Source organism: Pseudomonas sp. GW821-FHT02C04 (assembly GCF_059421845.1).
The window spans coordinates 256,611-281,171 of sequence record NZ_JBWKVT010000007.1; the positions used below are offsets into that span (position 1 = coordinate 256,611).

Here is a 24,561-nt window from a genome sequence, read left to right on the forward strand (position 1 = left end):
GGTATTGGCTGAGCAACGCATCGGCCAGAACACGGAAGTCACCTTGCACTTTGCATTGCGCCTGGAGAACGGCGACACGGTCGACAGCACTTTCGACAAGGCCCCGGCGACCTTCAAGGTCGGCGACGGCAACCTGCTGCCAGGCTTCGAAGCGGCGTTGTTCGGCTTCAAGGCGGGTGACAAGCGTACCCTGACCGTCGAGCCGGAAAACGCGTTCGGCCAGCCGAACCCGCAGAACGTGCAGGTCATTCCACGTTCGCAGTTTGCGGACATGGAACTGTCGCCGGGTCTGCTGGTGATCTTCAACGATGCGGCCAATACTGAGCTGCCGGGTGTGGTGAAAGAGTTCGACGACGCGCAAGTGACCGTCGACTTCAACCACCCGCTGGCCGGCAAGACGCTGACCTTTGACGTGGAAATCTTCTCCGTCAAAGCGTTGTAAACGCTGTTCTGCAGGGGCCGCACCGGCTCCTGCATTGATCTGAATTTTCGCGCGCAAGACACGAGGCACAGCATGCAAATCAAACTCGCCAACCCCCGTGGCTTCTGCGCTGGCGTGGACCGGGCGATCGAAATCGTCAACCGCGCCCTGGAAGTCTTCGGGCCGCCGATCTATGTGCGTCATGAAGTGGTGCACAACAAGTTCGTCGTCGAGGACCTGCGCAGTCGTGGCGCGATCTTCGTCGAAGAGCTGGATCAGGTGCCGGACGATGTCATCGTGATCTTCAGTGCCCATGGCGTCTCGCAAGCCGTGCGCACCGAAGCCGCCGGCCGTGGCCTGAAAGTGTTCGACGCCACCTGCCCGCTGGTGACCAAGGTGCACATTGAAGTCGCCAAATACAGCCGCGACGGCCGTGAATGCATCCTGATCGGCCACGCCGGTCACCCGGAAGTCGAAGGCACCATGGGCCAGTACGACGCCAGCAACGGCGGTGCGATCTACCTCGTCGAAGACGAGAAGGATGTTGCCGAACTGCAGGTACATGACCCGGAAAAACTGGCCTTCGTGACCCAGACCACCTTGTCGATGGACGACACCAGTCGAGTCATCGACGCGTTGCGCTCCCGTTTTCCTGCCATCGGTGGCCCGCGCAAGGATGACATCTGCTACGCCACGCAGAACCGTCAGGACGCGGTCAAACAACTGGCCGACGAATGCGACGTGGTGCTGGTGGTCGGCAGCCCGAACAGCTCCAACTCCAACCGTCTGCGCGAGCTGGCCGAACGCATGGCCACGCCGGCGTACCTGATCGACGGTGCCGAAGACCTGCAAAAGAGCTGGTTCGATGGCGTCGAGCGCATAGGTATCACCGCCGGGGCCTCCGCACCGGAAGTGCTGGTACGTGGCGTGATCCAGCAATTGCAGGCCTGGGGCGCTACCGGTGCCGACGAACTGGCCGGGCGTGAAGAGAACATCACGTTCTCGATGCCTAAAGAGCTGCGCGTACGTTCGATCTGACCGCTTTATCCTTTCGACACAGCGCCTGTTCAGCCTTTTCGCTGGCCAGGCGCACGCGACCGGTTGCCGCCAGCACCAGTTGAAGCTGGCTGATCGACTCGCGGGTTGAACAGATGTGTAGTTTTCCTGCCTGAAACGCCCGCCCGGGCATCAGCGGTTGTCCCAGACTGCTGAACCGTATGTACCGACTGACGAACCAGTTGCCGACAATGGGTATTCGCCCATCACTGGCGTGCTCGACCAACAGCGGATTGCTGCTGTCCTCCGCACCCTTGCCACTGACATCCAGAATGATCCGCCAGCCCTGGCTCCAGTCCCCGTCGATGCCGTGAATCACCACGCTCTGATTGCGCGTGATCGCCTGGGTCCGGGCAGTGCGGATCCCACTGATCAGCGATTCTGCGGCCTGCTGTCGGTGGTTTGACTCCGTCAGCGTTGCAAACGCCGGGCTGACCAGTGACAGAACAATTGCGCCGATCGCCAGTCCCATAAGCAGTTCGACCAGGCTGAAACCCTGTTGCGGCATGTGTATTCCCTCCGTGGGGCAGGGTGCCCGACGCGATCCGTGCGCCGGGCAGGGCAAATCAACCGACGTAACCCGGTCGAATGTTCTAGGTTTGTAGAGCAGGTATAGCCGACGGCAACGGAGGGCATCGATGGATCATCGTACAAAAGGTTTCACGCTGATCGAGCTGTTGGTGGCGGTCGCGTTGTTTGTGATCCTGATCACGATGGCCGTGCCGGCGTTTACTCGTTCGATACAGGGCAGCAAGGCCGACACCGAAGTCGGCGACCTGCAACGGGCGCTCAACTATGCCCGTCTGGAGGCCATCGATCGCGGGACGACCATTCGCTTGCGGCCGACTGCCGGGGGCAGCGTCTGGACTGGTGAGTTGTCGGTCTACGACAGTACTGGCACTTCGGCCAATGTATTGCGGGTTGTTCCAGCGATGAGCAGTGGCGCGACTCTGACGCTAACCTCAGGAGTGACCGCACTGGACTTCAACAACCTGGGTGGCCTGGCAGCACCGTCCACGGCGGTGGTGTTCAGTTATACGCTGGGAACGCAAAGCAGGACGCTGAACGTGTGTCTGAACGGACGAATTCAATCGGGTGGAAGCTGCGGATGAGGGCAGGGAGCAAAGGTGCACAGGAAGGCATGTCGCTGATCGAAATCCTGGTCGCGTTGCTGATTCTGACGGTCGGGTTGCTGGGGGCGGCGGCGGTTCAGCTCAATGCGCTGAAGTACACCGACAGCTCGCGCATGACCAGTCAGGCCAGCTTCATCGCCTACGACATGATGGACCGCATCCGCGCCAACGCCGGCGCCGACTACACCGTCACGCCGCCGACCTCGGGCAACCTGAATGTCACCCGGGATCAGGATCTCTACGACTTCACCACCAACATCGTCAATTTCGGCGGGCCGAGCGCCACCGGCAGCATCACCCTCAATCAGCGCGTGTACACCATCACCATCAACTGGAGTGACGCGCGAGCCGCCAACACCGCGAGCGCCCCGCGAAGTTTTGTCCTGACCAGCCGCGCCGCGGTCGACCCGGTGGCCACGCCATGAAGCGGCATAACCAGGGTTTCGGCCTGATCGAAATGCTCATCGCGTTGGCGCTGGGGCTGATCATCGTGCTGGGCGTCGTACAAACCTTTCTCGCAGCGAAGAACACCTACGTCAGCCAGAACACCTCGGCTGCCATGCAGGAAGATGCGCGGTTCGTGTTGAGCAAGATGATTCAGGAGTTGCGCATGGTCGGGATGTTCGGCTGCCTGGGGACCATTACCGATTCCAGTAGCAGCGGCGACTTCAACGCCGCCCAGATCACGCCGATCAGTTGGGACAACACCAACCTCAAGCTGACGCTGGTTACCGCCGACGTCGGTGGCGCGGGCGGGACGCCGACCTGGACGGTGGTGTCCGACTGCCGCAACAGTTCAACGGCCTATACGGGTGTGCGAGCACCGGCGACCGGGCAAATCGCGTTTCCGATCCGGCGTCTGGTCTACAGCTTCAGCAACAACCAGATCCTGATGGGCACCGGCAGCGGTACGCCGACCCAGCAAGTGCTGGTGAGCAATGTCAGTGCGTTCACCGTCCTGTTTGGCCTGGCCAGTACCGCGACCGATGTGGCTGCTTCGACCTACAGCAGCAACCCCAGTGATCCGGCACGCATCCGCAGCGTACGCCTGAGCCTGACCCTCACCGATCCGAACAACCGGATCGCCAATCAAACCTTCAACGTGGTTGCCGCACTGCGCAACCGCTTGCAGTGAGGGCCGGTCGATGAACATTTCTCTTCATCAGCGACGAAACCAGCGCGGCATGGTGTTGTTGGTCAGTCTGGTGTTTCTGTTGCTTCTGACCGTGATCGGTCTTTCTTCGATGCAGAGCGCCAATCTGCAGGAAAAAATGGCCGGTAGCGTGAGCCTGCGCAACCAATCGTTCCAGACCGCCGAGGCGGCGCTGCGCATTGGTGAAAGCGCAGTGCAACTGGACAGCTATGCACTGGCGGTGTGTGCCAACACCACGCAATGCGCACCGCCGGCGGAGTCGTCGGTGGTCAGCGCGGCGGGGCTCAACTCCACGTCGGGGGTTACCTGGATCGCTGCGGGCAGCGGCTTCTATGGGGTGCAGAACATCGGCACCACCCTGACGGCGGTGAACGTGCCGAGCAATACCTCGGCGACGTTGTACCGAGTCACGGCTGTCGGCATCGTCGGCAGCTCACGCAGTGTGGTGGAGAGCGTTTATGCGAAGTATTGAGCGACGCTCTGGCGGGTGGTCCCGGTTCATGGGTCTGTTATTGGGCCTGTATCTGGCGGCGCCTGCGTATGCCTTCACCCCGTCCGACTCGCCACTGTTGAGCGCGGCGGCAGTACCGCCGAATGTCATGCTGTTGATCGACGATTCGGGAAGCATGAACAGCATCATTTATGCCGCCGGTTTTGATCCGACGGTGACTCGTACGCCGGCCCGCCAGTGCAACGCAGTGCTTGGTTTGTGCCTGTCTTCGACGGCGATCACCGGTGATCCGGTGTTTCTGTCGAGCCTGCCGACCTCCGGCTGCTCCGGCGGTGCCTATGCGTTCTACAACAACAGCCTGACGCCGCTGTGCCTGAAACTGCCGGACCCGGTGGGCAGCGGGAACACCCGCTATTACGGGGATTACATCGCCTACGTGGTCGGCCTCGCCATCAATAACGGTACGCGTGATTTCACCACCGGGGTCATTCCCAACGACTACCGGATCAACGTCGCACGCAACGTTTCCACGGCGCTGGTGACCAGCAACCGCAACCTGCGCATCGGTCTGTCGACGTTCAACCCGGCCACCAGCAACAACCCGGGCAATGGTGGGTACATCGCCCGCTCCATCAGTGACCTGTCGCCGGTCAGCGGCAGCGTGACCCAGGGCCAGGCCGACAGCAACTACAACGCCCTGATTTCGTCGATCAATGGGCTGAGCGCCGTGGCCAACACGCCACTGGCGGAAACCTATTACGAAATCACCCGCTACATGCGCGGCATGGCGCCGTACTACAACAACACGCCAAACACCTACACCAGCCCGATCCAGTACCGCTGCCAGAAAAACTACGGGGTGGTGATCACCGACGGTCTGCCGACCTACGACCGCACATTCCCCAGCAACGATCCCCTCGGGGGCAGTCGCCTGCCGAACTGGGACGGGGTCAACAATGACGGCAACAACCTCAACGGTGACAACGAGGGCGACACGCTGTACCTGGACGACATCGCCAAGTTTGCCTTCGACATCGACATGCGTTCGACCGGCGTCGATGCGGCCGGCAAGAGCTGGAGTTCGGCAGACTTTCCCAAGCAGAACATGAACACCTACACCGTTGGCTTCACCGCCGATAACGATATGCTGTCGGACGCGGCGGCGTACGGGCAGGGCAGGTATTACCAGGCCACCGACAGCGCCGGCCTCAACACTGCATTGTCGGCGGCATTGAGCGACATCACCTCCAAGGCGGGTTCCGGTGGTAGCGGTGTCACCAGCGGCACCACGCTGGCGAGCGGCAGCAGTTATTTCCAGACCAGTTACGACCCCAGGGACTGGCGCGGCACCATCAAGTCGTTCGGTTTCACTTCGGCCGGGACGGTGAACACCTCGACGGTGCTGTGGACAACCGACACCGCCATCGTTCCCGGTGCTGTGGCGCCGACCTATCAATCGTGGAATACCACGAACAACGCGGCGGTCACCCTGGCCTACGGTAACTTCTCGGCAACCCAGCAGACCTCGCTCAGCCAGAGCCTGCCCTCCGGCATCAGCGGCAGCGATCTGGTGGAGTGGAGCAAAGGCACCAACAAGACCGGGCTCAAGGTACGCAGCGTGCTGTTGGGCGATATCATCAACTCGCCGCTGGTGCTGGCCTCGCCCTCGGACAAGACTGCTTCCGACCTGTCGGGTGACACCACCTACACCAGTTACCTGACCACCAAAGCCGCGAACATGAACGCCAGCCTGGTAGTGAATGCCAACGACGGTTTCGTCAGCGTCATCAACTCGGCCAACGGCACCCGGCGCTATGCCTACATGCCATCAAGCGTGTTGCCGTCATTGCGCCTGATCGCCGACCCGAACTACATCAACGGCGTCAGCCACAAGTTTCTGGTGGACGGGCAGGTCGGTGTCTACGACGTGCAGTTCGGCAGCGCCTGGAAAACCCTGGCCATCGGCGGCACCGGGGCCGGCGGCAAGACGTTCTATGCGCTGCAACTGTTCGACGCTTCGGCAGGGAACATTCTCAATGCGCTGTGGGAAGTCAGCGCTCCGGCGACTGCCAACACGGCCAACACTTTCAATGATCTGGGTTATGCCTACGCCCGGCCGGAAGTGGCACGCTTGGCCGACGGTCGCTGGGCGGCCTTCATCGCCAACGGTTACGGCAGCAATTCGGGAGTCGCGGCGTTGTATGTGCTGGATGTGCGCGATGGTTCGTTGATCAAGAAAATCGTCATCGACAGCACGGAAACCACCAATGGCTTGTCCTCGGTAAAGCTCAAGGTCAATTCGCAGAATGTGGTGCAGGCCGCGTATGGCGGCGATTTGAAGGGACGCCTGTGGAAGTTCGACCTGAGCGCGACCACCACCGACGGCTGGGGTGTGGCGTTCTCCGGCAAGCCGCTGTTCACGACGGCGGGAGGGGCGACTCAACCGATCACTGCGCAACCGCTGTTGGCGGATAATTCATTGGGCGGCAAACAGATATTCGTCGGCACCGGCAAGTTCAACGAAACCGCCGACAAGACCAACAAGGATCTGCAGGCGTTCTACTCGGTGTGGGATGCCGACGGCGGTTCGGGCCAGCTCACGGTCAGCAGTTTGCAGGCGCAGGCCATCACCGGTGTGTTTTCCGGCAGTTCGGGGCAGTTCGTCACCACCACCCAGAACGACACGACGTATCCGGCGGAGAAGGGCTGGTACCTGCCGCTGGTGTACAACAACGTATTGACGGGGGAACGGGTGATCAATCAGGCCAGCCTGGTGCTCGGGCGCATCGTATTCACCACGGCCAGTGTCGATACCACTGACCCGTGCTCCAGTTTCGGTACCGGCAAACTGGTCGAACTCGATGCGTTCAGCGGTAAGATGCTCAACTATGCGGTGCTCGACACCAACGCCGACGGCGTGGTCGACAGCAACGACACGATTTCCAGCGGCGTGGTGTTCAGCGGCGGCATTCCGACCCTGAACGCCATCGTCAATGGCGCAACGCGCAAGATCGTGAACGATTCCAGTGGCGGTATCACCACCCTGGTGGAAAAATCCGGCGGCGGCAGCCGTCGTATCATGTGGCGACAAATACAGTAAGCGAGAGTTGAGGCATGCGCAGATCCATCCGAGGATTCACCCTGATCGAAATCATGATCGTGATTGCGATTATCGGGATCATCATCACCATTGCCGCACCGAGCTATACCGAATACTTGAAGAAGGGCCGTCGCGCCGAGGTGGTATCGCTGCTGTCGGAGCAGGCGCAGACGCTCGAGCGCTTCTACACCAAAAACAACGTTTACACAGGCATCACCGGTCTCAGCGCGGGCAATGATTTCTACACGATCACCCCGACCATCGCTGACCAGACCTTTCTGCTGACCGCGACCCGCAAGGCCGGTACGACCATGGCCGGCGACAAGTGCGGGGACTTCACCCTCACCAACACCGGTGTGCGCAGCATGAACAACGCGACAACCGGGCTGACCTCCAAGGATTGTTGGGGCCGCTGAGCCGCTTTTATTCGGGTGACTTTTGCGCCCACTGTCTTTTTTACGGTTGGATCAAACATGACCAGGCAACAGCAAGTGGTGATTGTCGGTGGCGGGGTGATTGGCCTGCTCACTGCGTACAACCTCGCGTCCGAGGTAGGCAGCGTGGTGCTGCTGGATCGCTCGAACGTTGGCCAGGAATCGTCCTGGGCCGGTGGCGGCATCGTTTCTCCGTTGTATCCGTGGCGCTATAGCCCGGCCGTTACGGCGCTGGCGCACTGGTCGCAGGATTTTTATCCACAGCTGGGCGAGCGGCTGTTTGCCGATACCGGTGTTGATCCTGAAGTACACACCACGGGCCTGTACTGGCTGGACCTGGATGACGAAGCCGAAGCGCTGGCCTGGGCCGAGCGGGAAAACCGTCCGTTGCGGGCTGTGGATATCTCGGCGGCCCATGATGCGGTGCCGGTACTCGGCGGTGGATTTTTCCGGGCGATCTACATGGCCGACGTGGCCAACGTGCGTAACCCACGGCTGGTGAAGTCATTGAAAGCGGCGTTGCAGGCGCTGCCGAACGTGACGATTCACGAGCAGCGCGAGGTCAGCGGGTTTGTCCGTGACGGTGAGCGCGTCGTGGGCGTACAGACCCCAACCGGTGTGATCTCCGGCGATCAGGTAGTGCTGACTGCCGGTGCGTGGAGCGGTGAACTGCTCAAGACTCTGAATCTTTCGCTGCCGGTGGAACCGGTCAAAGGCCAGATGATTCTCTACAAGTGTGCGGCGGATTTCCTGCCGAGCATGGTGCTGGCCAAGGGGCGTTATGCAATCCCGCGCCGCGACGGGCATATCCTGATCGGCAGCACGCTGGAGCACGAAGGCTTCGACAAGACGCCGACCGACAATGCGCTGGAAAGCCTCAAGGCCTCGGCGGTGGAATTGCTGCCGGCGCTGGCTGATGCCGAAGTGGTGGGGCACTGGGCGGGACTACGACCTGGCTCGCCGGAGGGCATTCCCTACATTGGCCGGGTGCCGGGATTCGATGGCCTGTGGCTCAACTGCGGGCATTACCGCAACGGGCTGGTGCTGGCGCCCGCATCCTGTCAGCTGTTTGCCGATGTGATGCTGGGCCGGGCGCCGATCATCGATCCAGCGCCGTATGCGCCGGAAGGCCGCCTCTGAAGCAGGGTCAAAAGATCGCAGCTTATGGGCTGCGATCTTTGAATGACTCAGTCCAGGCCCAGTTTCTTCAGCCGATAGCGCATCGACCGAAACGATAGATTCAGTCGCTGCGCCGCCGCCGTGCGGTTCCAGCGGGTTTCCTCCAGCGCCTGCAGAATCAGTTTGCGCTCGACGTTCTCCAGATAGTCTTCCAGGTTGTCGATCTGCGTGAGATCGGCGATGCCGCCCTCGGCCGCGCAGTTGCCTTCACTCAGGCGCAGGTCGTCGGCTTCGATCATGCGGTTTTCGCACAACGTGTGCGCGCGTTCGAGGACGTTCTCAAGCTCCCGGACATTTCCCGGGAAGCGGTAGTTCTTCAAGGCTTCAAGCGCTTGCGGATGCAGGCGGGTCGAGGGTTGGCCGGTACCATGGGCCAGACGCTTGAGCATATGGGAGGCCAGTGCTTCGATATCATCACGGCGTTCGCGCAGGGACGGTACGCGCAGTTCGATCACGTTCAGTCGGTAATACAGATCCTGCCGAAAGCGCTCGGCGGCGACTTCCGCATCCAGGTCCTTGTGGGTGGCGCAGAGAATGCGCACATCGACCACGGTTTCCTGCTGACCGCCGACGCTGCGCACGGCTTTTTCCTGGATCGCCCGCAGCAATTTGACCTGCATCGACAACGGCAAGTCCGCCACTTCATCGAGAAACAGCGTGCCGCCATGGGCCGCCTGGAACAGGCCCGGTTTGTCCTCCACAGCACCGGTGAAACTGCCTTTGCGATGGCCGAAGAACTCGCTTTCCATCAACTCTGAAGGAATGGCCCCGCAGTTCACCGGCACGAACGGCTGGCTGGCGCGCGGGCCTTGCTCGTGAATCAGGCGGGCGACCAGTTCCTTGCCGCTGCCGGATTCGCCGCTGATGTAGACCGGCGCCTGACTGCGGGCCAGTTTGTCGATCTGTTTGCGCAGATCGCGCATCGGCTGCGAGTCGCCGAGCAGGCGCCGGTCAATCGAGGTACAGACACCGCCGGTCGCGGGCATGCGCAATGCTGTGGCGACCAGTTCACGCAACCGCGTGAGGTCCACCGGTTTGGTCAGGAAGTCGAAAGCCCCGGCCTTCAGCGCGTTGATCGCCGTTTCCAGGCTGCCATAGGCCGTGATCATCGCCACTGGCAATTGCGGGTGGCGTTGCTGAATGTGCTGCACCAGCTCCAGCCCGGTGCCGTCGGGCAGGCGCATGTCGGTCAGGCACAGGTCGAAGGTGTCGCGGTGCAGCAATGCCTGGGCTTCGCCGAGATTGCGTGCGCTGAAAGTGTCGAGTTTCATCCGTCCCAGGGTGATTTCCAGGAGTTCGCGGATATCCGGTTCGTCGTCGACGATGAGGATTTTTTGCCGTGGGCTCGTGTTCAACTTTGTTTCCGTCCGTGAGCAAAGGTGATGCGAAAGCAGCCGCCGCCTTGGCGTGGTTTGAAGTCTAGGCGGGCCTGGTTGCTTTCGCACAGCTCACGGGACAGATAAAGCCCAAGGCCGGTGCCCTGGCTGCTGGTGGTAAAGAAGGGTTCGAACAGGTGGGCCTGCTGATCCAGCGCCACGCCGGGGCCGTTGTCCTGCACTTCGAGCACGGCCAGCTGGCTTTCGGGGTCGATGAACAGCCGCAGCCAGACCTGCGCCGGATCGTGCAACAGGGCGCTGTGACGCCAGCCGTTGCGCAACAGATTGTCGAGAATTTGCGTCAGTTGGCCCGGGTCCATCAGAGTGCGGAAATCCCCGGATTCGATGTTCAGATGAATCCGCTGGCGCTCGCTGGCCTGTTCCCGACTTTCCTCGACGAACTGCGCGAGCCACGGTTCGAGATCGAGTCGCTGCGGGGCGCTCTGTTGGCGACGGGACATTTGCAGGACGTTTTCAATGACTCGGTTCATGCGCTGGGAGTGATCCTGGATGATCTGCGTCAGACGCCGATCCGCGCCGTCGAGTTCCTCGGATTCCTGCAACAGCTGCGCAGCATGACTGATGGCGCCCAGCGGGTTGCGGATCTCGTGGGCGATGCCGGCGGTCAGGCGCCCGAGTGCGGCGAGCTTCAGTTGCTGAGCTTGCTGGGCGATCTGGGCGAGGTCTTCGAGAAACACCAGGGTCTGGCGGTTCGGGCTCTGTTCCAGGGCGATGAAGCTCGGTTGCAGTTCCAGGCCGTTGGCGGCGATTTTCAGGCTCTGCGGGCGCAGTGTCGGGTTGTTCAGCCACAGGTGCAGACGCTCGACCAGCGCGGTCGAATAGTCATCGATCAAATGGCCTTCAAGGGGCGACTGCGCCAGCAGGGTCCGTGCGCTGTGGTTGGCCAGTTGCACCCGGCGTTGTTCGTCGAGAACCAGAATGCCGGTGCGCATGCGTTGCAGGATCAAGGCGTTGAGGGCTTCGAGGCTGACCACTTCGCTGGCCCGTTGTTCGGCCAGGGTCTCGCTGACTTCGAGCCGGCGGATCAAGCCTTGCACCAGCAGCGCCCCGGCAAAACACAGGGCGCCGAGGGTGCCGGCTTGCAGGTATTCGTTGGCGCTCAAGGGATGGCTGAAGCTCAGCAGGAAGCTGAGACCTACAATGCCGAGGGCGCCGATGGCCGCAATCAGCACACCGATACGGCGTCGCAGCAGGGTGTTGCTGATGGCTACCGAGACGATCAGCAGATTGCCGATCGGGCTGGCCACGCCACCGGCGGCGTAAAACAGGCCGCACAGCAGCAGGATGTCGACCAGGGCCAGCCCGAACAACTGGGCCGGACGGCGGATGTTCTCCAGGAACACCACCAGCAGGATATTCAGCACCAGGTACAACCAGCTGCCATTGCGCAGCAGATCGTCGTCGGCCGACGTCAGCAGGCGGTTGTCCATGTTGCTGGAAATCAGCAACACCAGGGTGATGCCGACGCTTAAACGGTAGAGATGATAGAGGCGCAGCAGTCGCTGGGCCTGTTTGCGAGTGGCGTTGGTGGCCTCAGCGATCACTGGAACCGGGGCCTTGCTCGAGGTGAGCCTGGCTGCAATACCACTGTTGACGAAGGCTCAACGCGCGGTCGCGCGGCAGGTGCACGCCGCAATGTGCGCAACGCACCATGGGCGCGGCATCCTGTTCGCGAGGCGATTGTGTCGGCGCGGCAGGGGCCTTGAATTTGCGCCATAGCCAGACGGCGGCGGCGATCAGGGCGATCCAGAACAGTAAACGAAGCATGATGGGCGGCTTTTTGGCTGATGATCCGGCAGTTTAGCCAAGGACCCGGCAAGCGCACAGCTCAATAAAACGCGGCAATAAAAAAGGGAGATCCGAAGATATCCCTTTTTGGCATCACCGAAGTGATCAGTCGAACAGACCGAAGGTCATGTAGCTGAAAATGGAGCGATCGCTGTCGCTCGACTCGGCTTGTGGTGGCTCGATCACGTCGCCGTTTTCGTCTTTAGGCTTGAGCTCGTTCGGGATCGCGTCTTTCGCGTCCTGGAACTGCTTCTGCACGTCCTGGTTGGCGCGGGTTTCTCCCGGCGGCAGCGGCGGACGGGATTCGATCAGGCCCAGAGTGGCCTTGCTCAGGAACGAACGGTTGTCGGCTTCAGCGACCGACGGTACGAACTGACCGTCTTTCAGGCTCGGGTGGTTCGGGTAGTTGAGCTTCAGGGTTTCCAGGCTCGAGGCTGCCAGTTCGTCCAGGTGCAGACGCTGGTAGGCTTCGGTCATCACCGCGAGGCCGTCACCGACCGATGGGGTTTCCTGGAAGTTTTCCACTACGTAACGGCCACGGTTGGCGGCAGCGACGTAGGCCTGACGGGTCAGGTAGTAGTCGGCCACGTGGATTTCGTAGGCCGCCAGCAGGTTGCGCAGGTAGATCATGCGCTGCTTGGCGTCCGGCGCGTAGCGGCTGTTCGGGTAGCGGCTGGTCAGCTGGGCGAACTCGTTGTAGGAGTCGCGGGCAGCGCCCGGGTCACGCTTGGTCATGTCCAGCGGCAGGAAGCGCGCCAGCAGGCCGACGTCCTGGTCGAACGAGGTCAGGCCCTTGAGGTAGTAGGCGTAATCGACGTTCGGGTGCTGTGGGTGCAGACGAATAAAGCGCTCGGCGGCGGACTTTGCAGCTTCCGGCTCCGAGTTCTTGTAGTTGGCGTAGATCAGTTCCAGCTGCGCCTGATCGGCGTAGCGACCGAACGGATAGCGCGATTCCAGAGCCTTCAGCTTGGCTGTGGCACTGGTATAGCTGTTGTTGTCCAGGTCCTGTTGAGCCTGCTGGTACAGCTCGGCTTCACTCAGGTTTTCGTCTACGACTTCCTTCGATGAGCAAGCAGCGGTCAATGCGAGGATGGCGATCAGCAGCAGGTGTTTCACTTGCATGGCGGCTTGCGTCCCTATGACGGCCGCTGTCTTGGGCGGGGCCGTCCTGTTATGATGAGCGCCCCGTTGAAAAGCCCCGGGGCAAAAGACGCCGTATTTAACCACAAGCGCGCAGCCGAAACCAAAGGCTGTAGCCGACGCCCAGTCCGAGCATGTCCGATAAAATTGAACTTCGCGCAGAGGTGCCGTCCGAATTGGGCGGCCAACGCCTCGATCAAGTCGCCGCCCAACTCTTCGCAGAGCACTCACGCTCGCGCCTTTCCGCCTGGATCAAAGAAGGTCGCCTGACTGTGGACGGGGCGGTCATCCGCCCGCGCGACATCGTTCATGGCGGTGCCATCCTTGAGCTGACCGCCGAGCAGGAGGCCCAGGGTGAATGGGTCGCTCAGGACATCGAGCTCGATATCGTCTATGAAGACGACGACATCCTGGTGATCAACAAGCCTGCGGGCCTGGTGGTGCACCCGGCTGCCGGCCACGCCGATGGCACCTTGCTCAACGCCTTGCTGCACCACGTGCCGGACATCATCAATGTCCCGCGCGCCGGTATCGTGCATCGCCTGGACAAGGACACCACCGGTCTGATGGTGGTGGCCAAGACCATTCAGGCACAGACCAAACTGGTTGCGCAGCTGCAAAGCCGTAGCGTCAGCCGGATCTACGAGTGCATCGTGATCGGCGTGGTGACGGCCGGCGGCAAGATCAACGCCCCGATCGGTCGTCACGGCCAGCAGCGCCAGCGCATGGCGGTGATGGAAGGTGGCAAGCCTGCCGTCAGCCACTACCGCGTGCTGGAGCGTTTCCGTTCGCACACCCACGTACGGGTGAAGCTGGAAACCGGTCGTACCCACCAGATCCGCGTACACATGGCGCACATCAACTTCCCGTTGGTCGGCGACCCGGCGTACGGCGGTCGTTTCCGCATTCCGCCAGCGGCGAACCCGACGATGGTCGAATCGCTCAAGCACTTCCCGCGTCAGGCGCTGCATGCGCGGTTCCTGGAGCTGGATCATCCGACCACCGGTGTGCGCATGAGCTGGGAATCGCCGTTGCCGGAAGACTTCGTCTGGCTGCTGACCCTGCTCAAGCAGGATCGCGAGGCATTCGTCGGATGAACTGGCTGACGCCGGACTGGCCCGCGCCGGCCAGCGTCAAGGCCTGTGTCACCACCCGCGAGGGCGGCGTCAGCGAGGCGCCGTTCGACAGCCTCAATCTGGGCGATCATGTCGATGATCGCCCTGAGGCAGTCGCCGAAAACCGTCGGCGACTGACAGATCACTTCTCTATAAAGCCTGCCTGGTTGCAGCAAGTGCACGGGATTGCCGTGGCGCATGCTGATCCGTCCGTGGTGGCCACGGCGGATGCCAGCTGGACTGCAACACCCGGTATTGCTTGTTCAGCGATGACCGCCGATTGCCTGCCCGCGTTGTTTTGCGACCGTGCCGGTACTCGTGTGGCAGCGGCTCATGCCGGTTGGCGTGGACTGGCGGCCGGTGTGTTGGAAGCCACCCTCGACAGCCTGGCCGTCGATCCGAAAGACATTCTGGTCTGGCTCGGTCCGGCCATTGGCCCGCAGGCCTTTGAAGTCGGCCCGGAAGTCCGGGAAGTCTTCATCAATCAATTGCCCGAAGCCGCGACAGCCTTTGTCCCGAGCCACAATGCCGGCAAGTTCATGGCTGACATCTATAAGCTCGCGCGACTGCGTCTGGCGGTTCGGGGTGTCACTGCTGTTTATGGTGGCGGTTTCTGTACCGTGACCGATCCGCGCTTCTTTTCCTACCGTCGTGCGCCACGCACCGGTCGCTTCGCCTCCTTGGTTTGGCTCACCCGCTAAACTGTCTGATCTGCATCAACTGTCCCACGCTTGAATCTTCCAGAATCGACCGCATCTATAGCGGTATCTGGCAGGTTTCTTTATTCAGGATGGTTTTTTAGGTCCGGCCTGCTCAAAAGGAAGGTGACCCATGCGTATAGACCGTTTAACCAGCAAATTACAGTTGGCGTTGTCCGATGCCCAATCCCTGGCTGTCGGCCACGATCATCCGGCCATCGAGCCGGCGCATTTGATGCAAGCCATGCTTGAACAGCAGGGTGGTTCGATCAAACCCCTGTTGATGCAGGTGGGCTTCGACGTCAACAGCCTGCGCAAAGAGCTGACCAAAGAGCTCGATCAATTACCGAAAATCCAGAACCCGACCGGCGATGTGAACATGTCGCAGGATCTGGCGCGTCTGCTCAACCAGGCTGACCGTCTGGCCCAGCAGAAAGGCGATCAGTTCATTTCCAGCGAACTGGTACTGCTTGCCGCGATGGACGAGAACAGCAAGCTCGGCAAGTTGCTGCTCGGCCAGGGCGTGAGCAAAAAGGCGCTGGAAAACGCAATCAACAACCTGCGCGGTGGCGAAGCCGTCAATGACGCCAACCACGAAGAATCGCGTCAGGCACTGGATAAATACACCGTCGACCTGACCAAGCGCGCCGAAGACGGCAAGCTCGATCCGGTGATCGGCCGTGACGACGAAATCCGTCGCACCATTCAGGTTCTGCAACGCCGCACCAAGAACAACCCGGTGCTGATCGGCGAGCCGGGCGTGGGTAAAACCGCGATTGCCGAAGGTCTGGCCCAGCGCATCATCAACGGCGAAGTGCCGGATGGCCTCAAGGGCAAGCGTCTGCTGTCCCTCGATATGGGCGCGCTGATTGCCGGTGCCAAGTATCGCGGTGAGTTTGAAGAGCGCCTGAAATCCCTGCTCAATGAGCTGTCGAAGCAGGAAGGGCAGATCATTCTGTTCATCGACGAACTGCACACCATGGTCGGCGCCGGTAAAGGCGAAGGCTCGATGGATGCCGGCAACATGCTCAAACCGGCTTTGGCCCGTGGCGAGCTGCACTGTGTCGGCGCGACCACGCTCAACGAGTACCGCCAATATATAGAGAAGGACGCAGCCCTCGAGCGGCGCTTCCAGAAAGTGCTGGTGGACGAGCCGAGCGAAGAAGACACCATCGCGATCCTGCGTGGCCTCAAGGAGCGTTACGAGGTTCACCACAAGGTGGCGATCACCGACGGTGCGATCATCGCGGCGGCCAAGCTCAGCCATCGCTACATCACTGACCGGCAGTTGCCGGACAAGGCGATCGACCTGATCGACGAAGCGGCCAGCCGCATCCGCATGGAGATCGACTCCAAGCCGGAAGTGCTGGATCGTCTGGAGCGTCGCCTGATTCAACTGAAAGTCGAATCCCAGGCGCTGAAGAAAGAAAGCGACGAGGCAGCTATGAAGCGCCTGGAAAAACTCCAGGAAGAAATCGTTCGCCACGAGCGTGAGTATTCGGATCTGGAAGAAATCTGGAACTCGGAAAAAGCCGAGGTCCAGGGTTCTGCGCAGATTCAGCAGAAGATCGAACAGTCCCGTCAGGAACTGGAAGCCGCGCGCCGCAAAGGTGACCTGAATCGCATGGCCGAGTTGCAGTACGGGGTGATCCCGGATCTGGAGCGCAGCCTGCAAATGGTCGACCAGCACGGCAAGAGCGAGAACCAGTTGCTGCGCAGCAAGGTGACTGAAGAGGAAATTGCCGAAGTCGTCTCGAAGTGGACCGGCATCCCTGTGTCGAAAATGCTCGAAGGCGAGCGCGACAAGCTGATGAAGATGGAAAGCCTGTTGCACCAGCGTGTGATCGGCCAGGACGAAGCCGTGGTCGCAGTGGCCAACGCGGTGCGGCGTTCCCGTGCCGGGTTGTCCGACCCGAATCGTCCGAGCGGCTCGTTCATGTTCCTCGGCCCGACCGGTGTCGGTAAAACCGAGCTGTGCAAGGCGCTGGCCGAATTCCTCTTTGATACTGAAGAGGCGATGGTGCGGATCGACATGTCCGAGTTCATGGAGAAACATTCCGTGGCGCGGCTGATCGGTGCGCCACCAGGCTACGTGGGTTATGAAGAGGGCGGTTACCTGACCGAAGCGGTACGGCGCAAGCCTTACTCGGTGATCTTGCTGGACGAAGTCGAGAAGGCGCACCCGGATGTGTTCAACATCCTGCTGCAAGTGCTGGAGGATGGTCGTCTGACCGACAGCCACGGCCGTACGGTGGATTTCCGCAATACCGTGATCGTCATGACCTCCAACCTGGGTTCGATGCAGATTCAGGAACTGGTCGGTGACCGTGAGGCGCAACGTGCAGCGGTGATGGATGCGATTTCCACCCACTTCCGTCCTGAGTTCATCAACCGGGTCGACGAAGTGGTGATCTTCGAGCCATTGGCGCGGGATCAGATCGCGGGCATTACCGAGATCCAGCTGGGTCGTCTGCGCAGTCGTCTGGCCGAGCGCGAGCTGAAGCTGGAACTGAGCCCGGAGGCGATGGACAAGCTGATTGCCGTCGGCTACGACCCGGTCTATGGCGCGCGGCCGCTGAAACGGGCGATCCAGCGCTGGATCGAGAACCCGCTGGCGCAGTTGATCCTGTCGGGACGCTTCCTGCCGGGAGAGACCGCGACCGGTGTCGTAGAGAACGACGAGATCACGTTCAACTGACACCTGAAGGTGGTGAAGTAAGGAAGGCCTCGCACTGCGAGGCCTTTTTTTTCGTTAGGCTGTTGAACTCAAAGGAAAAGGCTTGTAAAGTGCGCCCCGCAGTCAGTCACCAACACGGTTTCAGCTCACTGGGCAGAAATCTGAAATAAGTTGCAAATCATTAACTTGAAAGCAATTTAGGGGGTTGACAGAGGTGTTCTAGGTTGTAGAATAGCGCGCCTCAGACACGCGAACGCAGCGATGCGAAAACGGTGTCGAGAAGCTGCAAGTTTCACCGTAGTAAATTGAAATATGTAGTTCCGTGATAGCTCAGTCGGTAGAGCAAATGACTGTTAATCATTGGGTCCCAGGTTCGAGTCCTGGTCACGGAGCCAATTTCAAGCCGGGGTATAGCGCAGTCCGGTAGCGCGCCTGCTTTGGGAGCAGGATGTCAGGAGTTCGAATCCCCTTACCCCGACCATTTTTGGGTCGTTAGCTCAGTTGGTAGAGCAGTTGGCTTTTAACCAATTGGTCGTAGGTTCGAATCCCACACGACCCACCATTTTTGAAACCAGTTAACGCTGGGATCGAATCTTAAGATCAGAGGCCAAAAGCGCTGATCGAAGAAGGCGATCTTTGAAAGGTCGCCTTTTTTTTACCGGGGTATAGCGCAGTCCGGTAGCGCGCCTGCTTTGGGAGCAGGATGTCAGGAGTTCGAATCCCCTTACCCCGACCATATTAAAAATCCTCGTATCGAAAGATACGGGGATTTTTTTTGCCCTCCAGAAATGTTTCATTCAAGTCATCGTACAACTAGCCGATAGCCCGCTAACGAGAGGGGGCTGCCGTCGATCGCCCCTTGAATCCGGCCAATACAAGAAAAAGGGCGTTCGTCATGTTGCTTCGTCAGTTGAATATTGCTCCCCGTGCCGCCCTGGGCTTTGCCCTGATCGCTGTACTGGTGGCGTTGCTCGGCGTGTTTGCCCTTGGGCAGATGTCGAGCATCCGCGAGAGCGAGGTCGCGGTGGAGAATCAGTGGCTGCCGAGCATCCGCGGTGGTGACGAGATCCGCGAGATCATGCTGCGCATCCGCACCATCTCCCTGCGCATGGCGCTGGATCAGGATCCGAGCAACGTCGCCACCTACCGCAGCCAGATGGACACCCGCGACAAGGAGCTGAGCGAGAAAATCGCCGCGTACGACCGACTGGTCACCACCCCGGAAGGGCAGCAGTTGTACGATCAGTTCAAGAAAACTTTCGCGGCCTACCGTGCCGGCATCGCTCAATCGTTCGCACTGGCCGAGCAAGGCAAGCGTGACGAGCTGACCAAGCTGCTATTGGTCGACATGAAAACCGTGGTCGATGGCTCCGGCAAACAACTCAATGACCTGGCGGATCTGTTCGCCAAACAGGTCGCCGCCGAAAGCCGCAACTCCGCCGCGCACTACGAAACCTCACGCACCATCGTCAGCCTGTTCATCGCGCTGGCAGCATTGGCGACCGTGGCCCTGGCGATGCTCCTGACGCGCAGCATCGTTCGCCCCTTGAGCGCGGCAGTTGATGCTGCAGAAAACGTCGCCAGAGGCGATCTGACGCGGCCGATCGAGACCGATGGCAATGATGAGGTCAGCCGCTTGCTCAAGGCGCTGGCGACCATGCAACAGAACCTGCGCGAAACCCTGCAAGGCATCAACGGTTCTGCCACGCAACTGGCGACCGCCGCCGACGAGCTCAACGCCGTTACGCTCGACAGCACCCAAGGCCTGCAACAACAGAACAACGAAATTGAACAGGCCGCCACCGCCGTCAACGAGATGACCACCGCGGTCGAAGAGGTCGCACGCAATGCGGTGTCGACTTCTGATGCGACGCGCCAGTCCAGTGAATCGGCGCATCTGGGGCAAGAGCGCGTCAGTGAAACCGCCAGCGCCATCAATGCACTGGCCAGTGAGGTGCAACATACCGGCGAGCTGGTGCAATCACTGGCCAATCAGTCGCAAGACATCGGCAAGGTGTTGGATGTGATTCGGGCGATCGCCGAGCAGACCAACCTGCTGGCGCTCAACGCCGCCATCGAAGCAGCGCGGGCCGGGGAGAGCGGACGCGGGTTCGCGGTGGTTGCTGACGAGGTCCGCGCGCTGGCCTATCGCACGCAACAATCGACCCAGGAAATCGAGCAGATGGTGCAAGGCATGCGCAACGGTTCAAGCCTGGCGCTGGAGTCGATGCAGGCCAGCGCCTCACGTGCGTCCACCACGTTGGTGCTGGCCGAGCGGGCCGGTGAGGCGCTGCAAACCATCACCGCATCGGTGCATGAGATCCACGAACGCAATCTGGTGATCGCCAGCGCCGCCGAAGAGCAGGCGCAAGTCGCGCGGGAAGTGGATCGCAACCTGGTGAACATCCGTGACTTGTCGGTGCGTTCGGCGGCCGGCGCCGATCAGACCAGCGCTTCCAGCCATGAGTTGTCGAAACTCGCCAATGCATTGCAGGGCATGGTGCGACGCTTTCAGCTGTAATTTCTGCAGACGTAAAAAAGCCGCGCTTCTCGTGAGAGAAAGCGCGGCTTTGTTTTGTCGGGACAGAATGAAAATCAGGCACCGTCCTGGTCTTTCAGGTGTTCGAACAGGCCTTTCGGCATTTTCTTGCCGTTGGCTTCGAAGTTGGCTTTGACGTTGTTGTACGCCTCTTGCTCGTCGATGAAGCCATCGTGGTTGGTGTCGATCTTGTCGAAGTCGGACTTCGGCGCGACCTTCAGGAACTCGGCGCGCGAGACTTTGCCGTCGCCATCGGTGTCGGTCTTGGCCATCGACGCGTCGCCGCATTTGCCTTCACCGCATTTGCCTTCCGGGGTTTTCACCGAGGTTTCAGCCGAGGCGACCATGTAGCCCTGGGCCAGCGGTTGTGCGGCGAACACCGAGCCGGACAGCATCAGGCCGCCAGCCAGTACGGCACCGACCAGGCCAAGGGAGGTTTTGCCAATTTTCGAAGTGCGGGTCATTTCATTCTCCTTCGGTTGCACTGCGCAACCACACGTTAAGGGCGATCAGCCGGAGCAGGTGTGCTCGGGTGTGGCCATTAAGCGGTGGCGGTCTATCGCGTCTGTGTCGAGGAGCGGGGGCGTTTGTAAGCGAAGGTGAGGAAAGCGGGGGCAGATACAGTAAAAGACAAAACGCTGTGGGAGCGAGCAGGCCCGCCCCCACAGCGTTTTACATCAGTGCAGCTTCAGGCGTGGCTCGGTGCCGCGTCCGATCTTGCTGCCCAGCATCAGCATGGCGGTGCGGAACGGGCCGTACAGCGCCATCTGGTGCATGCGGTACAGCGACACGTAAAACATCCGCGCCAGCCAGCCTTCGAGCATCACGCTGCCGGTCAGGTTGCCCATCAAGTTACCCACAGCCGAAAAACGCGACAGCGAAATCAGCGAGCCGTAGTCGGTGTACTTGTACTCCGGCAGGGTCTTGCCTTCGATCCGCAGTTTCAGCGACTTGGCCAGCAACGACGCCTGTTGGTGCGCAGCCTGGGCCCGTGGTGGAACGTTGCGATCCGAACCCGGTTGCGGGCAGGCGGCGCAGTCACCGAAGGCGAAAATGTTTTCGTCGCGGGTGGTCTGCAAGGTCGGCAGCACTTGCAGCTGGTTGATGCGGTTGGTTTCCAGGCCATCGATGTCTTTGAGGAAACCCGGCGCGCGGATCCCGGCAGCCCAGACTTTCAGGCTGGCCTTGATCTCGTTGCCATCGGCGGTGATCAGACTGTCGGCGGTGACCTGGCTGACCGACGCGTTGGTCATCACATTGACTCCGAGTTTCTCCAGGGTCTTGTGTACCGGCCCGCTGATACGCTCCGGCAGGGCTGGCAGCACCCGTGGCCCGGCTTCGATCAGGGTGATGTGCATGTTTTCCGGTTTGATCCGGTCCAGACCGTAGGCGGCCAGCTCATGAGCGGCGTTGTGCAGCTCGGCCGCCAGTTCAACGCCCGTGGCGCCAGCGCCAACGATCGCCACGCTGATCTGCTGGACCACATCGGTTTGCCCGGCGTGAGCACGCAGATAGTGATTGAGCAGTTGCTGGTGGAAACGCTCGGCCTGTTTGCGGGTGTCGAGGAACAGGCAGTGCTGCGCGGCGCCCTGGGTGCCGAAATCGTTGGTGGTACTGCCGACCGAGATCACCAGCGAGTCATACGGCACTTCTCGCGCCGGCACCAGTTCCACACCGTTTTCGTCGTAGGTGGCGGCGAGCTGGATCTTCTTCTGCTCACGGTCGAGCCCGCTCATGCGCCCCAGCTGGAACTCGAAGTGGTTCCATTTGGCCTGGGCGACATAGTTGAGTTCGTCTTCGGAGGAGTTCAGCGATCCGGCGGCCACTTCGTGCAACAGCGGTTTCCAGATATGCGTGAGGTTCGCGTCGACCAGCATGATGCTGGCAGTGCCGCGCTTGCCCAGAGTCTTACCCAGACGGGTAGCCAACTCCAGACCGCCGGCGCCGCCGCCGACAATGACAATACGATGGGACATAGGGATAGCTCGCAAGGTTTTTAAAGGAAATCGGTGCGGTTACCCGAGCGAGCGCGATGCAGCTCATAGCGTCAGGTAACTGATAAATCGGCTCAACAGGCCCAGACCAATGGTCACTGCCAGCACCACCACCAGGAGCATCCACGGCCGGAATGGCCGGCGCTCGACACGGTGTTGGGACAACTGCAGGTACTCTTCGACATGCTTCTGGTCATCAGGGTTCAGGCGGCTGGTCATAAAGGCCTCGTCAGGTAGACGTTACTGAAAGTGAACAAGCTACAGCGGTTTTCAACCGGGATTGAATGCAGCATAGCCACTGTCCGGGACCGGTTCGACAGACACACCGTCCTCGAGGCGAATGATCCCGCTTTGTAACACTCGCGCGGTGATTCCGCCATGCCCGCGCACCGCCTGGAACGTTCCGGGGCCGAGGTTGTTCTGCAGGCGCGCGCACGGCTGACACCAGCCCGTGGTTTCGAAAATCGCCTGACCAATACGAAAGCGCCGCCCCTTGAGGCTGAACAGGTTGATCCCGCTTATAACGAGATTGCGCCGCAGATCTTCAGGCGTGACCGGTTGTTCGGCCGACCGGCCCATCAGTGCGCTGATGACGGCCAGATGTTCCCACTGAATCAGCGTCACCTGCCGCGCATTGCGCACCCCGGGCCGGGCGTGATCGCCGGTGAGCCCGGCTTCAAGCCGCGCCTCAACCGCATCGAGCGGGAGCATCGCCCCCCGGGACTCGGGGCGCACGCCGATCCAGCGCACACGCCCGGTCTGTGGGACATCGGCAATCAATTGTTGAAGTGGCGTCACAGGCTGATCCCGACATCGAACACGATGCTGCGGCCCAGGTTGCTGCGCAGGAAATCCGGTGCGTCGGGATGGGCGAACAGAACCCTGGCGAACGTCGGCCCGACCAGTGACAGCGAGCGCCAGCCCTGACGCAAGTATTCGGTGGGCGGTGGAAAGTGGCTGTTGAGGTCGAGCACTTCGCGCTTGAGGCTGGCGAAGGCGATGATGTCCAGCTCGCCCAGGTCCATGCCGCGTTCCTTGTAGTTGTGCGCTTTCTTGCGCAAGGTCGGCGCCAGCCTGAGCAGAAATTCGTTGGCCGGAATCCGTCGCGGCTTGGCCTCGCGGCGCACCAGTTGGCTCAGGGAAAATGCACTGCGTCGACGTTGCAGCTCATCGCGCCATTCATCATTGAGTCGGCGGCCTTCGTCGAGGACGAAAAACACCTCGAAGTTGGCATCGCGAAACAACACGTCCGGCGGCTCACCGGCCGGGGCGAATTCGTCGGCGCGATACGGAATATTCAGGCCTTGCAGCAGGCGCTGGCAGACCCAACGCTCACGCTCCCATTTGCGGGCATTGGACAGGAACGCGTTGGCCTGCTCGGCCGCGATGGTCAGCAGGCGTAAATAATCTGAGTCATCCATAGGCCCAAGCTTAGCGTTCAATTGCGACAAGCAGAAAGCTTTGCATCGGCAGATTCACCCGGGTGGCGGTGTAGACTTCATCGCAGGAGCGCCAATCAAAGGAGTCTGCGGTGCGAATGAAGGTGATGGGATCATGATCGGGGCAGAACTGCTGTCATCGACAAGTCTGACCCTTGGCTGGCTGATTTACCTGCCCGTGCTGCTCTGGGCGATCTGCCGCGCGCCGTGGGTCGAATTGTTCAGTGACAGCCGTCGTCAGCACTTGCTGTTCGGCACCGTGTTCGCGTTGTTTCTGTTGTGGATGGTGCGCAGGGATTTCGACACGGGTGTGTCGTATCACTTCATCGGCATGACCGCCGTGACGTTGCTGCTCGACTGGCCGTTGGCGATTGTGGGCGGGCTGGTGGCACAGATCGGGCTGGTCCTGCTGGGACGCCAGGATCTGGCAGCGGTCGGGGTCAACGGTGCGTTGCTGATCCTGTTGCCGGTGCTGATCACCGAAGGTGTGGCGATTCTGGTCGAGCGGGCGCAACCGCGTAATCCGTTTGTGTATATCTTCTGCTCCGGCTTCTTCGCGGCGGCCTTGTCGGCGTTGGCGTGTCTGGTACTGAGCCTGACCTTGCTCTGGTACGACGGCCTCTTCGCCATGCCTGAGTGGCTGGAAGATTTCATCGGCTACCTGTGGCTGCTGATTTTTCCGGAAGCGTTCATCAACGGCATGGTGATCAGCGCGCTGGTGGTGTTCAGCCCGGAATGGCTCGAGACCTTCAACCGCACCCGTTACCTTTCGGCGCCCTGGAAGGACGACGATCCCAAGTCTTGATCCACATCAAATCCACCCCGCGCGCGGCATTTCATGCTCGGC

The 24,561-nt window shown here is 60.8% G+C and carries 24 protein-coding genes and 4 tRNA genes; 18 read left to right on the plus strand and 10 right to left on the minus strand.

Annotated elements, in window-relative coordinates; translation table 11 throughout:
- Window positions 1-4: 4 nt before the first annotated feature.
- Both fkpB and ispH read left to right on the plus strand, forming a co-directional pair.
- Window positions 5-442: an FKBP-type peptidyl-prolyl cis-trans isomerase gene (gene fkpB, locus AC07VV_RS24075; protein ID WP_173861359.1), complete on the plus strand. Its 438-nt coding sequence runs from the start codon at window positions 5-7 to the stop codon at window positions 440-442.
- A gap of 72 nt (window positions 443-514) precedes the next feature.
- Window positions 515-1,459 carry a 4-hydroxy-3-methylbut-2-enyl diphosphate reductase gene (ispH, locus tag AC07VV_RS24080; RefSeq protein ID WP_096820867.1) on the plus strand — a complete coding sequence of 315 codons (945 nt, stop codon included), beginning with the start codon at window positions 515-517 and terminating at the stop codon, window positions 1,457-1,459.
- On the opposite strand, the gene AC07VV_RS24085 is transcribed toward ispH, so the two are convergent.
- Window positions 1,431-1,985, minus strand: coding sequence for a GspH/FimT family pseudopilin (locus tag AC07VV_RS24085; protein WP_495037663.1), 555 nt, complete (start codon window positions 1,983-1,985; stop codon window positions 1,431-1,433). The genes ispH and AC07VV_RS24085 overlap by 29 nt on opposite strands.
- Before the next feature lie 130 nt (window positions 1,986-2,115).
- On the opposite strand from AC07VV_RS24085, the gene AC07VV_RS24090 reads away from it, so the two are divergent.
- Genes AC07VV_RS24090 through thiO form a run of 7 tightly spaced genes read left to right on the plus strand, consistent with a single transcriptional unit; the run spans window position 2,116 to window position 8,888 of the window.
- Window positions 2,116-2,589 carry a GspH/FimT family pseudopilin gene (locus AC07VV_RS24090; RefSeq protein ID WP_096820869.1) on the plus strand — a complete coding sequence of 158 codons (474 nt, stop codon included), beginning with the start codon at window positions 2,116-2,118 and terminating at the stop codon, window positions 2,587-2,589.
- On the plus strand, window positions 2,586-3,035 hold the full coding sequence (gene pilV, locus AC07VV_RS24095) for a type IV pilus modification protein PilV (RefSeq protein WP_192559030.1): 450 nt from the start codon (window positions 2,586-2,588) through the stop codon (window positions 3,033-3,035). The genes AC07VV_RS24090 and pilV overlap by 4 nt, the downstream gene beginning before the upstream one ends.
- Window positions 3,032-3,745: a PilW family protein gene (locus AC07VV_RS24100; RefSeq protein WP_096820871.1), complete on the plus strand. Its 714-nt coding sequence runs from the start codon at window positions 3,032-3,034 to the stop codon at window positions 3,743-3,745. Before pilV ends, AC07VV_RS24100 begins: the two co-directional genes overlap by 4 nt.
- A gap of 10 nt (window positions 3,746-3,755) precedes the next feature.
- On the plus strand, window positions 3,756-4,235 hold the full coding sequence (locus AC07VV_RS24105; protein ID WP_495037664.1) for a pilus assembly PilX family protein: 480 nt from the start codon (window positions 3,756-3,758) through the stop codon (window positions 4,233-4,235).
- Window positions 4,222-7,314, plus strand: coding sequence for a pilus assembly protein (locus tag AC07VV_RS24110; RefSeq protein WP_495037665.1), 3,093 nt, complete (start codon window positions 4,222-4,224; stop codon window positions 7,312-7,314). Before AC07VV_RS24105 ends, AC07VV_RS24110 begins: the two co-directional genes overlap by 14 nt.
- A gap of 14 nt (window positions 7,315-7,328) precedes the next feature.
- The gene (locus AC07VV_RS24115) at window positions 7,329-7,730 is read left to right on the plus strand and encodes a type IV pilin protein (RefSeq protein WP_096820874.1); all 402 of its coding nucleotides are present in this window, start codon (window positions 7,329-7,331) and stop codon (window positions 7,728-7,730) included.
- Window positions 7,731-7,787: 57 nt separating this feature from the next.
- A complete protein-coding gene (gene thiO / locus AC07VV_RS24120; RefSeq protein WP_495037666.1) occupies window positions 7,788-8,888 on the plus strand; it encodes a glycine oxidase ThiO in 1,101 nt (366 codons plus the stop codon).
- A gap of 47 nt (window positions 8,889-8,935) precedes the next feature.
- On the opposite strand, the gene AC07VV_RS24125 is transcribed toward thiO, so the two are convergent.
- The 4 genes from AC07VV_RS24125 to AC07VV_RS24140 all read right to left on the minus strand — a co-directional run bounded on the left by AC07VV_RS24125 (window position 8,936) and on the right by AC07VV_RS24140 (window position 13,234).
- Entirely contained in the window at window positions 8,936-10,282 is a 1,347-nt protein-coding gene (locus AC07VV_RS24125) for a sigma-54-dependent transcriptional regulator (RefSeq protein ID WP_273539497.1), read from the minus strand.
- Window positions 10,279-11,868, minus strand: coding sequence for a sensor histidine kinase (locus AC07VV_RS24130; protein WP_495037667.1), 1,590 nt, complete (start codon window positions 11,866-11,868; stop codon window positions 10,279-10,281). The genes AC07VV_RS24125 and AC07VV_RS24130 overlap by 4 nt, the downstream gene beginning before the upstream one ends.
- Window positions 11,858-12,091: a PP0621 family protein gene (locus AC07VV_RS24135; RefSeq protein ID WP_096820878.1), complete on the minus strand. Its 234-nt coding sequence runs from the start codon at window positions 12,089-12,091 to the stop codon at window positions 11,858-11,860. Before AC07VV_RS24135 ends, AC07VV_RS24130 begins: the two co-directional genes overlap by 11 nt.
- Before the next feature lie 126 nt (window positions 12,092-12,217).
- Window positions 12,218-13,234: an outer membrane protein assembly factor BamD gene (locus AC07VV_RS24140; protein WP_495037668.1), complete on the minus strand. Its 1,017-nt coding sequence runs from the start codon at window positions 13,232-13,234 to the stop codon at window positions 12,218-12,220.
- A 152-nt stretch (window positions 13,235-13,386) separates the two neighbouring features.
- On the opposite strand from AC07VV_RS24140, the gene rluD reads away from it, so the two are divergent.
- The 8 genes from rluD to AC07VV_RS24180 all read left to right on the plus strand — a co-directional run bounded on the left by rluD (window position 13,387) and on the right by AC07VV_RS24180 (window position 20,263).
- Entirely contained in the window at window positions 13,387-14,349 is a 963-nt protein-coding gene (gene rluD, locus AC07VV_RS24145; protein ID WP_096820880.1) for a 23S rRNA pseudouridine(1911/1915/1917) synthase RluD, read from the plus strand.
- Window positions 14,346-15,068, plus strand: coding sequence for a peptidoglycan editing factor PgeF (pgeF, locus tag AC07VV_RS24150; protein WP_495037669.1), 723 nt, complete (start codon window positions 14,346-14,348; stop codon window positions 15,066-15,068). The genes rluD and pgeF overlap by 4 nt, the downstream gene beginning before the upstream one ends.
- A 130-nt stretch (window positions 15,069-15,198) precedes the next feature.
- A complete protein-coding gene (gene clpB, locus AC07VV_RS24155; protein ID WP_096820882.1) occupies window positions 15,199-17,763 on the plus strand; it encodes an ATP-dependent chaperone ClpB in 2,565 nt (854 codons plus the stop codon).
- A gap of 298 nt (window positions 17,764-18,061) precedes the next feature.
- A tRNA-Asn gene (locus AC07VV_RS24160) sits at window positions 18,062-18,137 on the plus strand.
- 9 nt (window positions 18,138-18,146) lie between these two features.
- Window positions 18,147-18,223, plus strand: a tRNA-Pro gene (locus tag AC07VV_RS24165).
- 5 nt (window positions 18,224-18,228) lie between these two features.
- Window positions 18,229-18,304: transfer RNA gene (locus AC07VV_RS24170), tRNA-Lys, on the plus strand.
- Window positions 18,305-18,401: 97 nt separating this feature from the next.
- Window positions 18,402-18,478 (plus strand) — tRNA-Pro (locus AC07VV_RS24175).
- 159 nt (window positions 18,479-18,637) lie between these two features.
- The gene (locus AC07VV_RS24180; protein ID WP_495037670.1) at window positions 18,638-20,263 is read left to right on the plus strand and encodes a methyl-accepting chemotaxis protein; all 1,626 of its coding nucleotides are present in this window, start codon (window positions 18,638-18,640) and stop codon (window positions 20,261-20,263) included.
- A gap of 74 nt (window positions 20,264-20,337) precedes the next feature.
- Here the strand turns inward: AC07VV_RS24180 and AC07VV_RS24185 are convergent, their stop codons facing one another.
- The 5 genes from AC07VV_RS24185 to AC07VV_RS24205 all read right to left on the minus strand — a co-directional run bounded on the left by AC07VV_RS24185 (window position 20,338) and on the right by AC07VV_RS24205 (window position 23,696).
- The gene (locus tag AC07VV_RS24185) at window positions 20,338-20,745 is read right to left on the minus strand and encodes an HvfA family oxazolone/thioamide-modified RiPP metallophore (protein ID WP_096820884.1); all 408 of its coding nucleotides are present in this window, start codon (window positions 20,743-20,745) and stop codon (window positions 20,338-20,340) included.
- A 213-nt stretch (window positions 20,746-20,958) separates the two neighbouring features.
- A complete protein-coding gene (locus tag AC07VV_RS24190) occupies window positions 20,959-22,257 on the minus strand; it encodes an NAD(P)/FAD-dependent oxidoreductase (RefSeq protein WP_096820885.1) in 1,299 nt (432 codons plus the stop codon).
- Window positions 22,258-22,320: 63 nt separating this feature from the next.
- Window positions 22,321-22,494 carry a DUF3094 domain-containing protein gene (locus tag AC07VV_RS24195; protein WP_096820886.1) on the minus strand — a complete coding sequence of 58 codons (174 nt, stop codon included), beginning with the start codon at window positions 22,492-22,494 and terminating at the stop codon, window positions 22,321-22,323.
- 51 nt (window positions 22,495-22,545) lie between these two features.
- Window positions 22,546-23,073, minus strand: a complete 528-nt coding sequence (locus tag AC07VV_RS24200) for an MOSC domain-containing protein (RefSeq protein ID WP_495037671.1) — start codon at window positions 23,071-23,073, stop codon at window positions 22,546-22,548.
- The gene (locus AC07VV_RS24205; protein WP_003228301.1) at window positions 23,070-23,696 is read right to left on the minus strand and encodes a DUF1780 domain-containing protein; all 627 of its coding nucleotides are present in this window, start codon (window positions 23,694-23,696) and stop codon (window positions 23,070-23,072) included. Before AC07VV_RS24205 ends, AC07VV_RS24200 begins: the two co-directional genes overlap by 4 nt.
- Window positions 23,697-23,829: 133 nt before the next feature.
- Here AC07VV_RS24205 and AC07VV_RS24210 point away from each other — a divergent pair, with 133 nt between their 5' ends.
- Complete coding sequence (locus AC07VV_RS24210) at window positions 23,830-24,519, plus strand: energy-coupling factor ABC transporter permease (protein WP_102621091.1); 690 nt, start codon at window positions 23,830-23,832, stop codon at window positions 24,517-24,519.
- Window positions 24,520-24,561 lie beyond the last annotated feature (42 nt).

Coding starts and splice junctions, on each gene's coding strand:
- AC07VV_RS24195 (WP_096820886.1), bottom strand. CDS start 22,494: ATGACCAGCCGCCTGAACCCTGATGACCAGAAGCATGTCGAAGAGTAC.
- clpB (WP_096820882.1), top strand. CDS start 15,199: ATGCGTATAGACCGTTTAACCAGCAAATTACAGTTGGCGTTGTCCGAT.
- AC07VV_RS24190 (WP_096820885.1), bottom strand. CDS start 22,257: ATGTCCCATCGTATTGTCATTGTCGGCGGCGGCGCCGGCGGTCTGGAG.
- pilV (WP_192559030.1), top strand. CDS start 2,586: ATGAGGGCAGGGAGCAAAGGTGCACAGGAAGGCATGTCGCTGATCGAA.
- AC07VV_RS24210 (WP_102621091.1), top strand. CDS start 23,830: ATGATCGGGGCAGAACTGCTGTCATCGACAAGTCTGACCCTTGGCTGG.
- AC07VV_RS24100 (WP_096820871.1), top strand. CDS start 3,032: ATGAAGCGGCATAACCAGGGTTTCGGCCTGATCGAAATGCTCATCGCG.
- AC07VV_RS24135 (WP_096820878.1), bottom strand. CDS start 12,091: ATGCTTCGTTTACTGTTCTGGATCGCCCTGATCGCCGCCGCCGTCTGG.
- AC07VV_RS24185 (WP_096820884.1), bottom strand. CDS start 20,745: ATGACCCGCACTTCGAAAATTGGCAAAACCTCCCTTGGCCTGGTCGGT.
- AC07VV_RS24140 (WP_495037668.1), bottom strand. CDS start 13,234: ATGCAAGTGAAACACCTGCTGCTGATCGCCATCCTCGCATTGACCGCT.
- AC07VV_RS24085 (WP_495037663.1), bottom strand. CDS start 1,985: ATGCCGCAACAGGGTTTCAGCCTGGTCGAACTGCTTATGGGACTGGCG.
- ispH (WP_096820867.1), top strand. CDS start 515: ATGCAAATCAAACTCGCCAACCCCCGTGGCTTCTGCGCTGGCGTGGAC.
- rluD (WP_096820880.1), top strand. CDS start 13,387: ATGTCCGATAAAATTGAACTTCGCGCAGAGGTGCCGTCCGAATTGGGC.
- pgeF (WP_495037669.1), top strand. CDS start 14,346: ATGAACTGGCTGACGCCGGACTGGCCCGCGCCGGCCAGCGTCAAGGCC.
- AC07VV_RS24180 (WP_495037670.1), top strand. CDS start 18,638: ATGTTGCTTCGTCAGTTGAATATTGCTCCCCGTGCCGCCCTGGGCTTT.
- AC07VV_RS24205 (WP_003228301.1), bottom strand. CDS start 23,696: ATGGATGACTCAGATTATTTACGCCTGCTGACCATCGCGGCCGAGCAG.
- AC07VV_RS24110 (WP_495037665.1), top strand. CDS start 4,222: ATGCGAAGTATTGAGCGACGCTCTGGCGGGTGGTCCCGGTTCATGGGT.
- AC07VV_RS24090 (WP_096820869.1), top strand. CDS start 2,116: ATGGATCATCGTACAAAAGGTTTCACGCTGATCGAGCTGTTGGTGGCG.
- AC07VV_RS24115 (WP_096820874.1), top strand. CDS start 7,329: ATGCGCAGATCCATCCGAGGATTCACCCTGATCGAAATCATGATCGTG.
- AC07VV_RS24105 (WP_495037664.1), top strand. CDS start 3,756: ATGAACATTTCTCTTCATCAGCGACGAAACCAGCGCGGCATGGTGTTG.
- thiO (WP_495037666.1), top strand. CDS start 7,788: ATGACCAGGCAACAGCAAGTGGTGATTGTCGGTGGCGGGGTGATTGGC.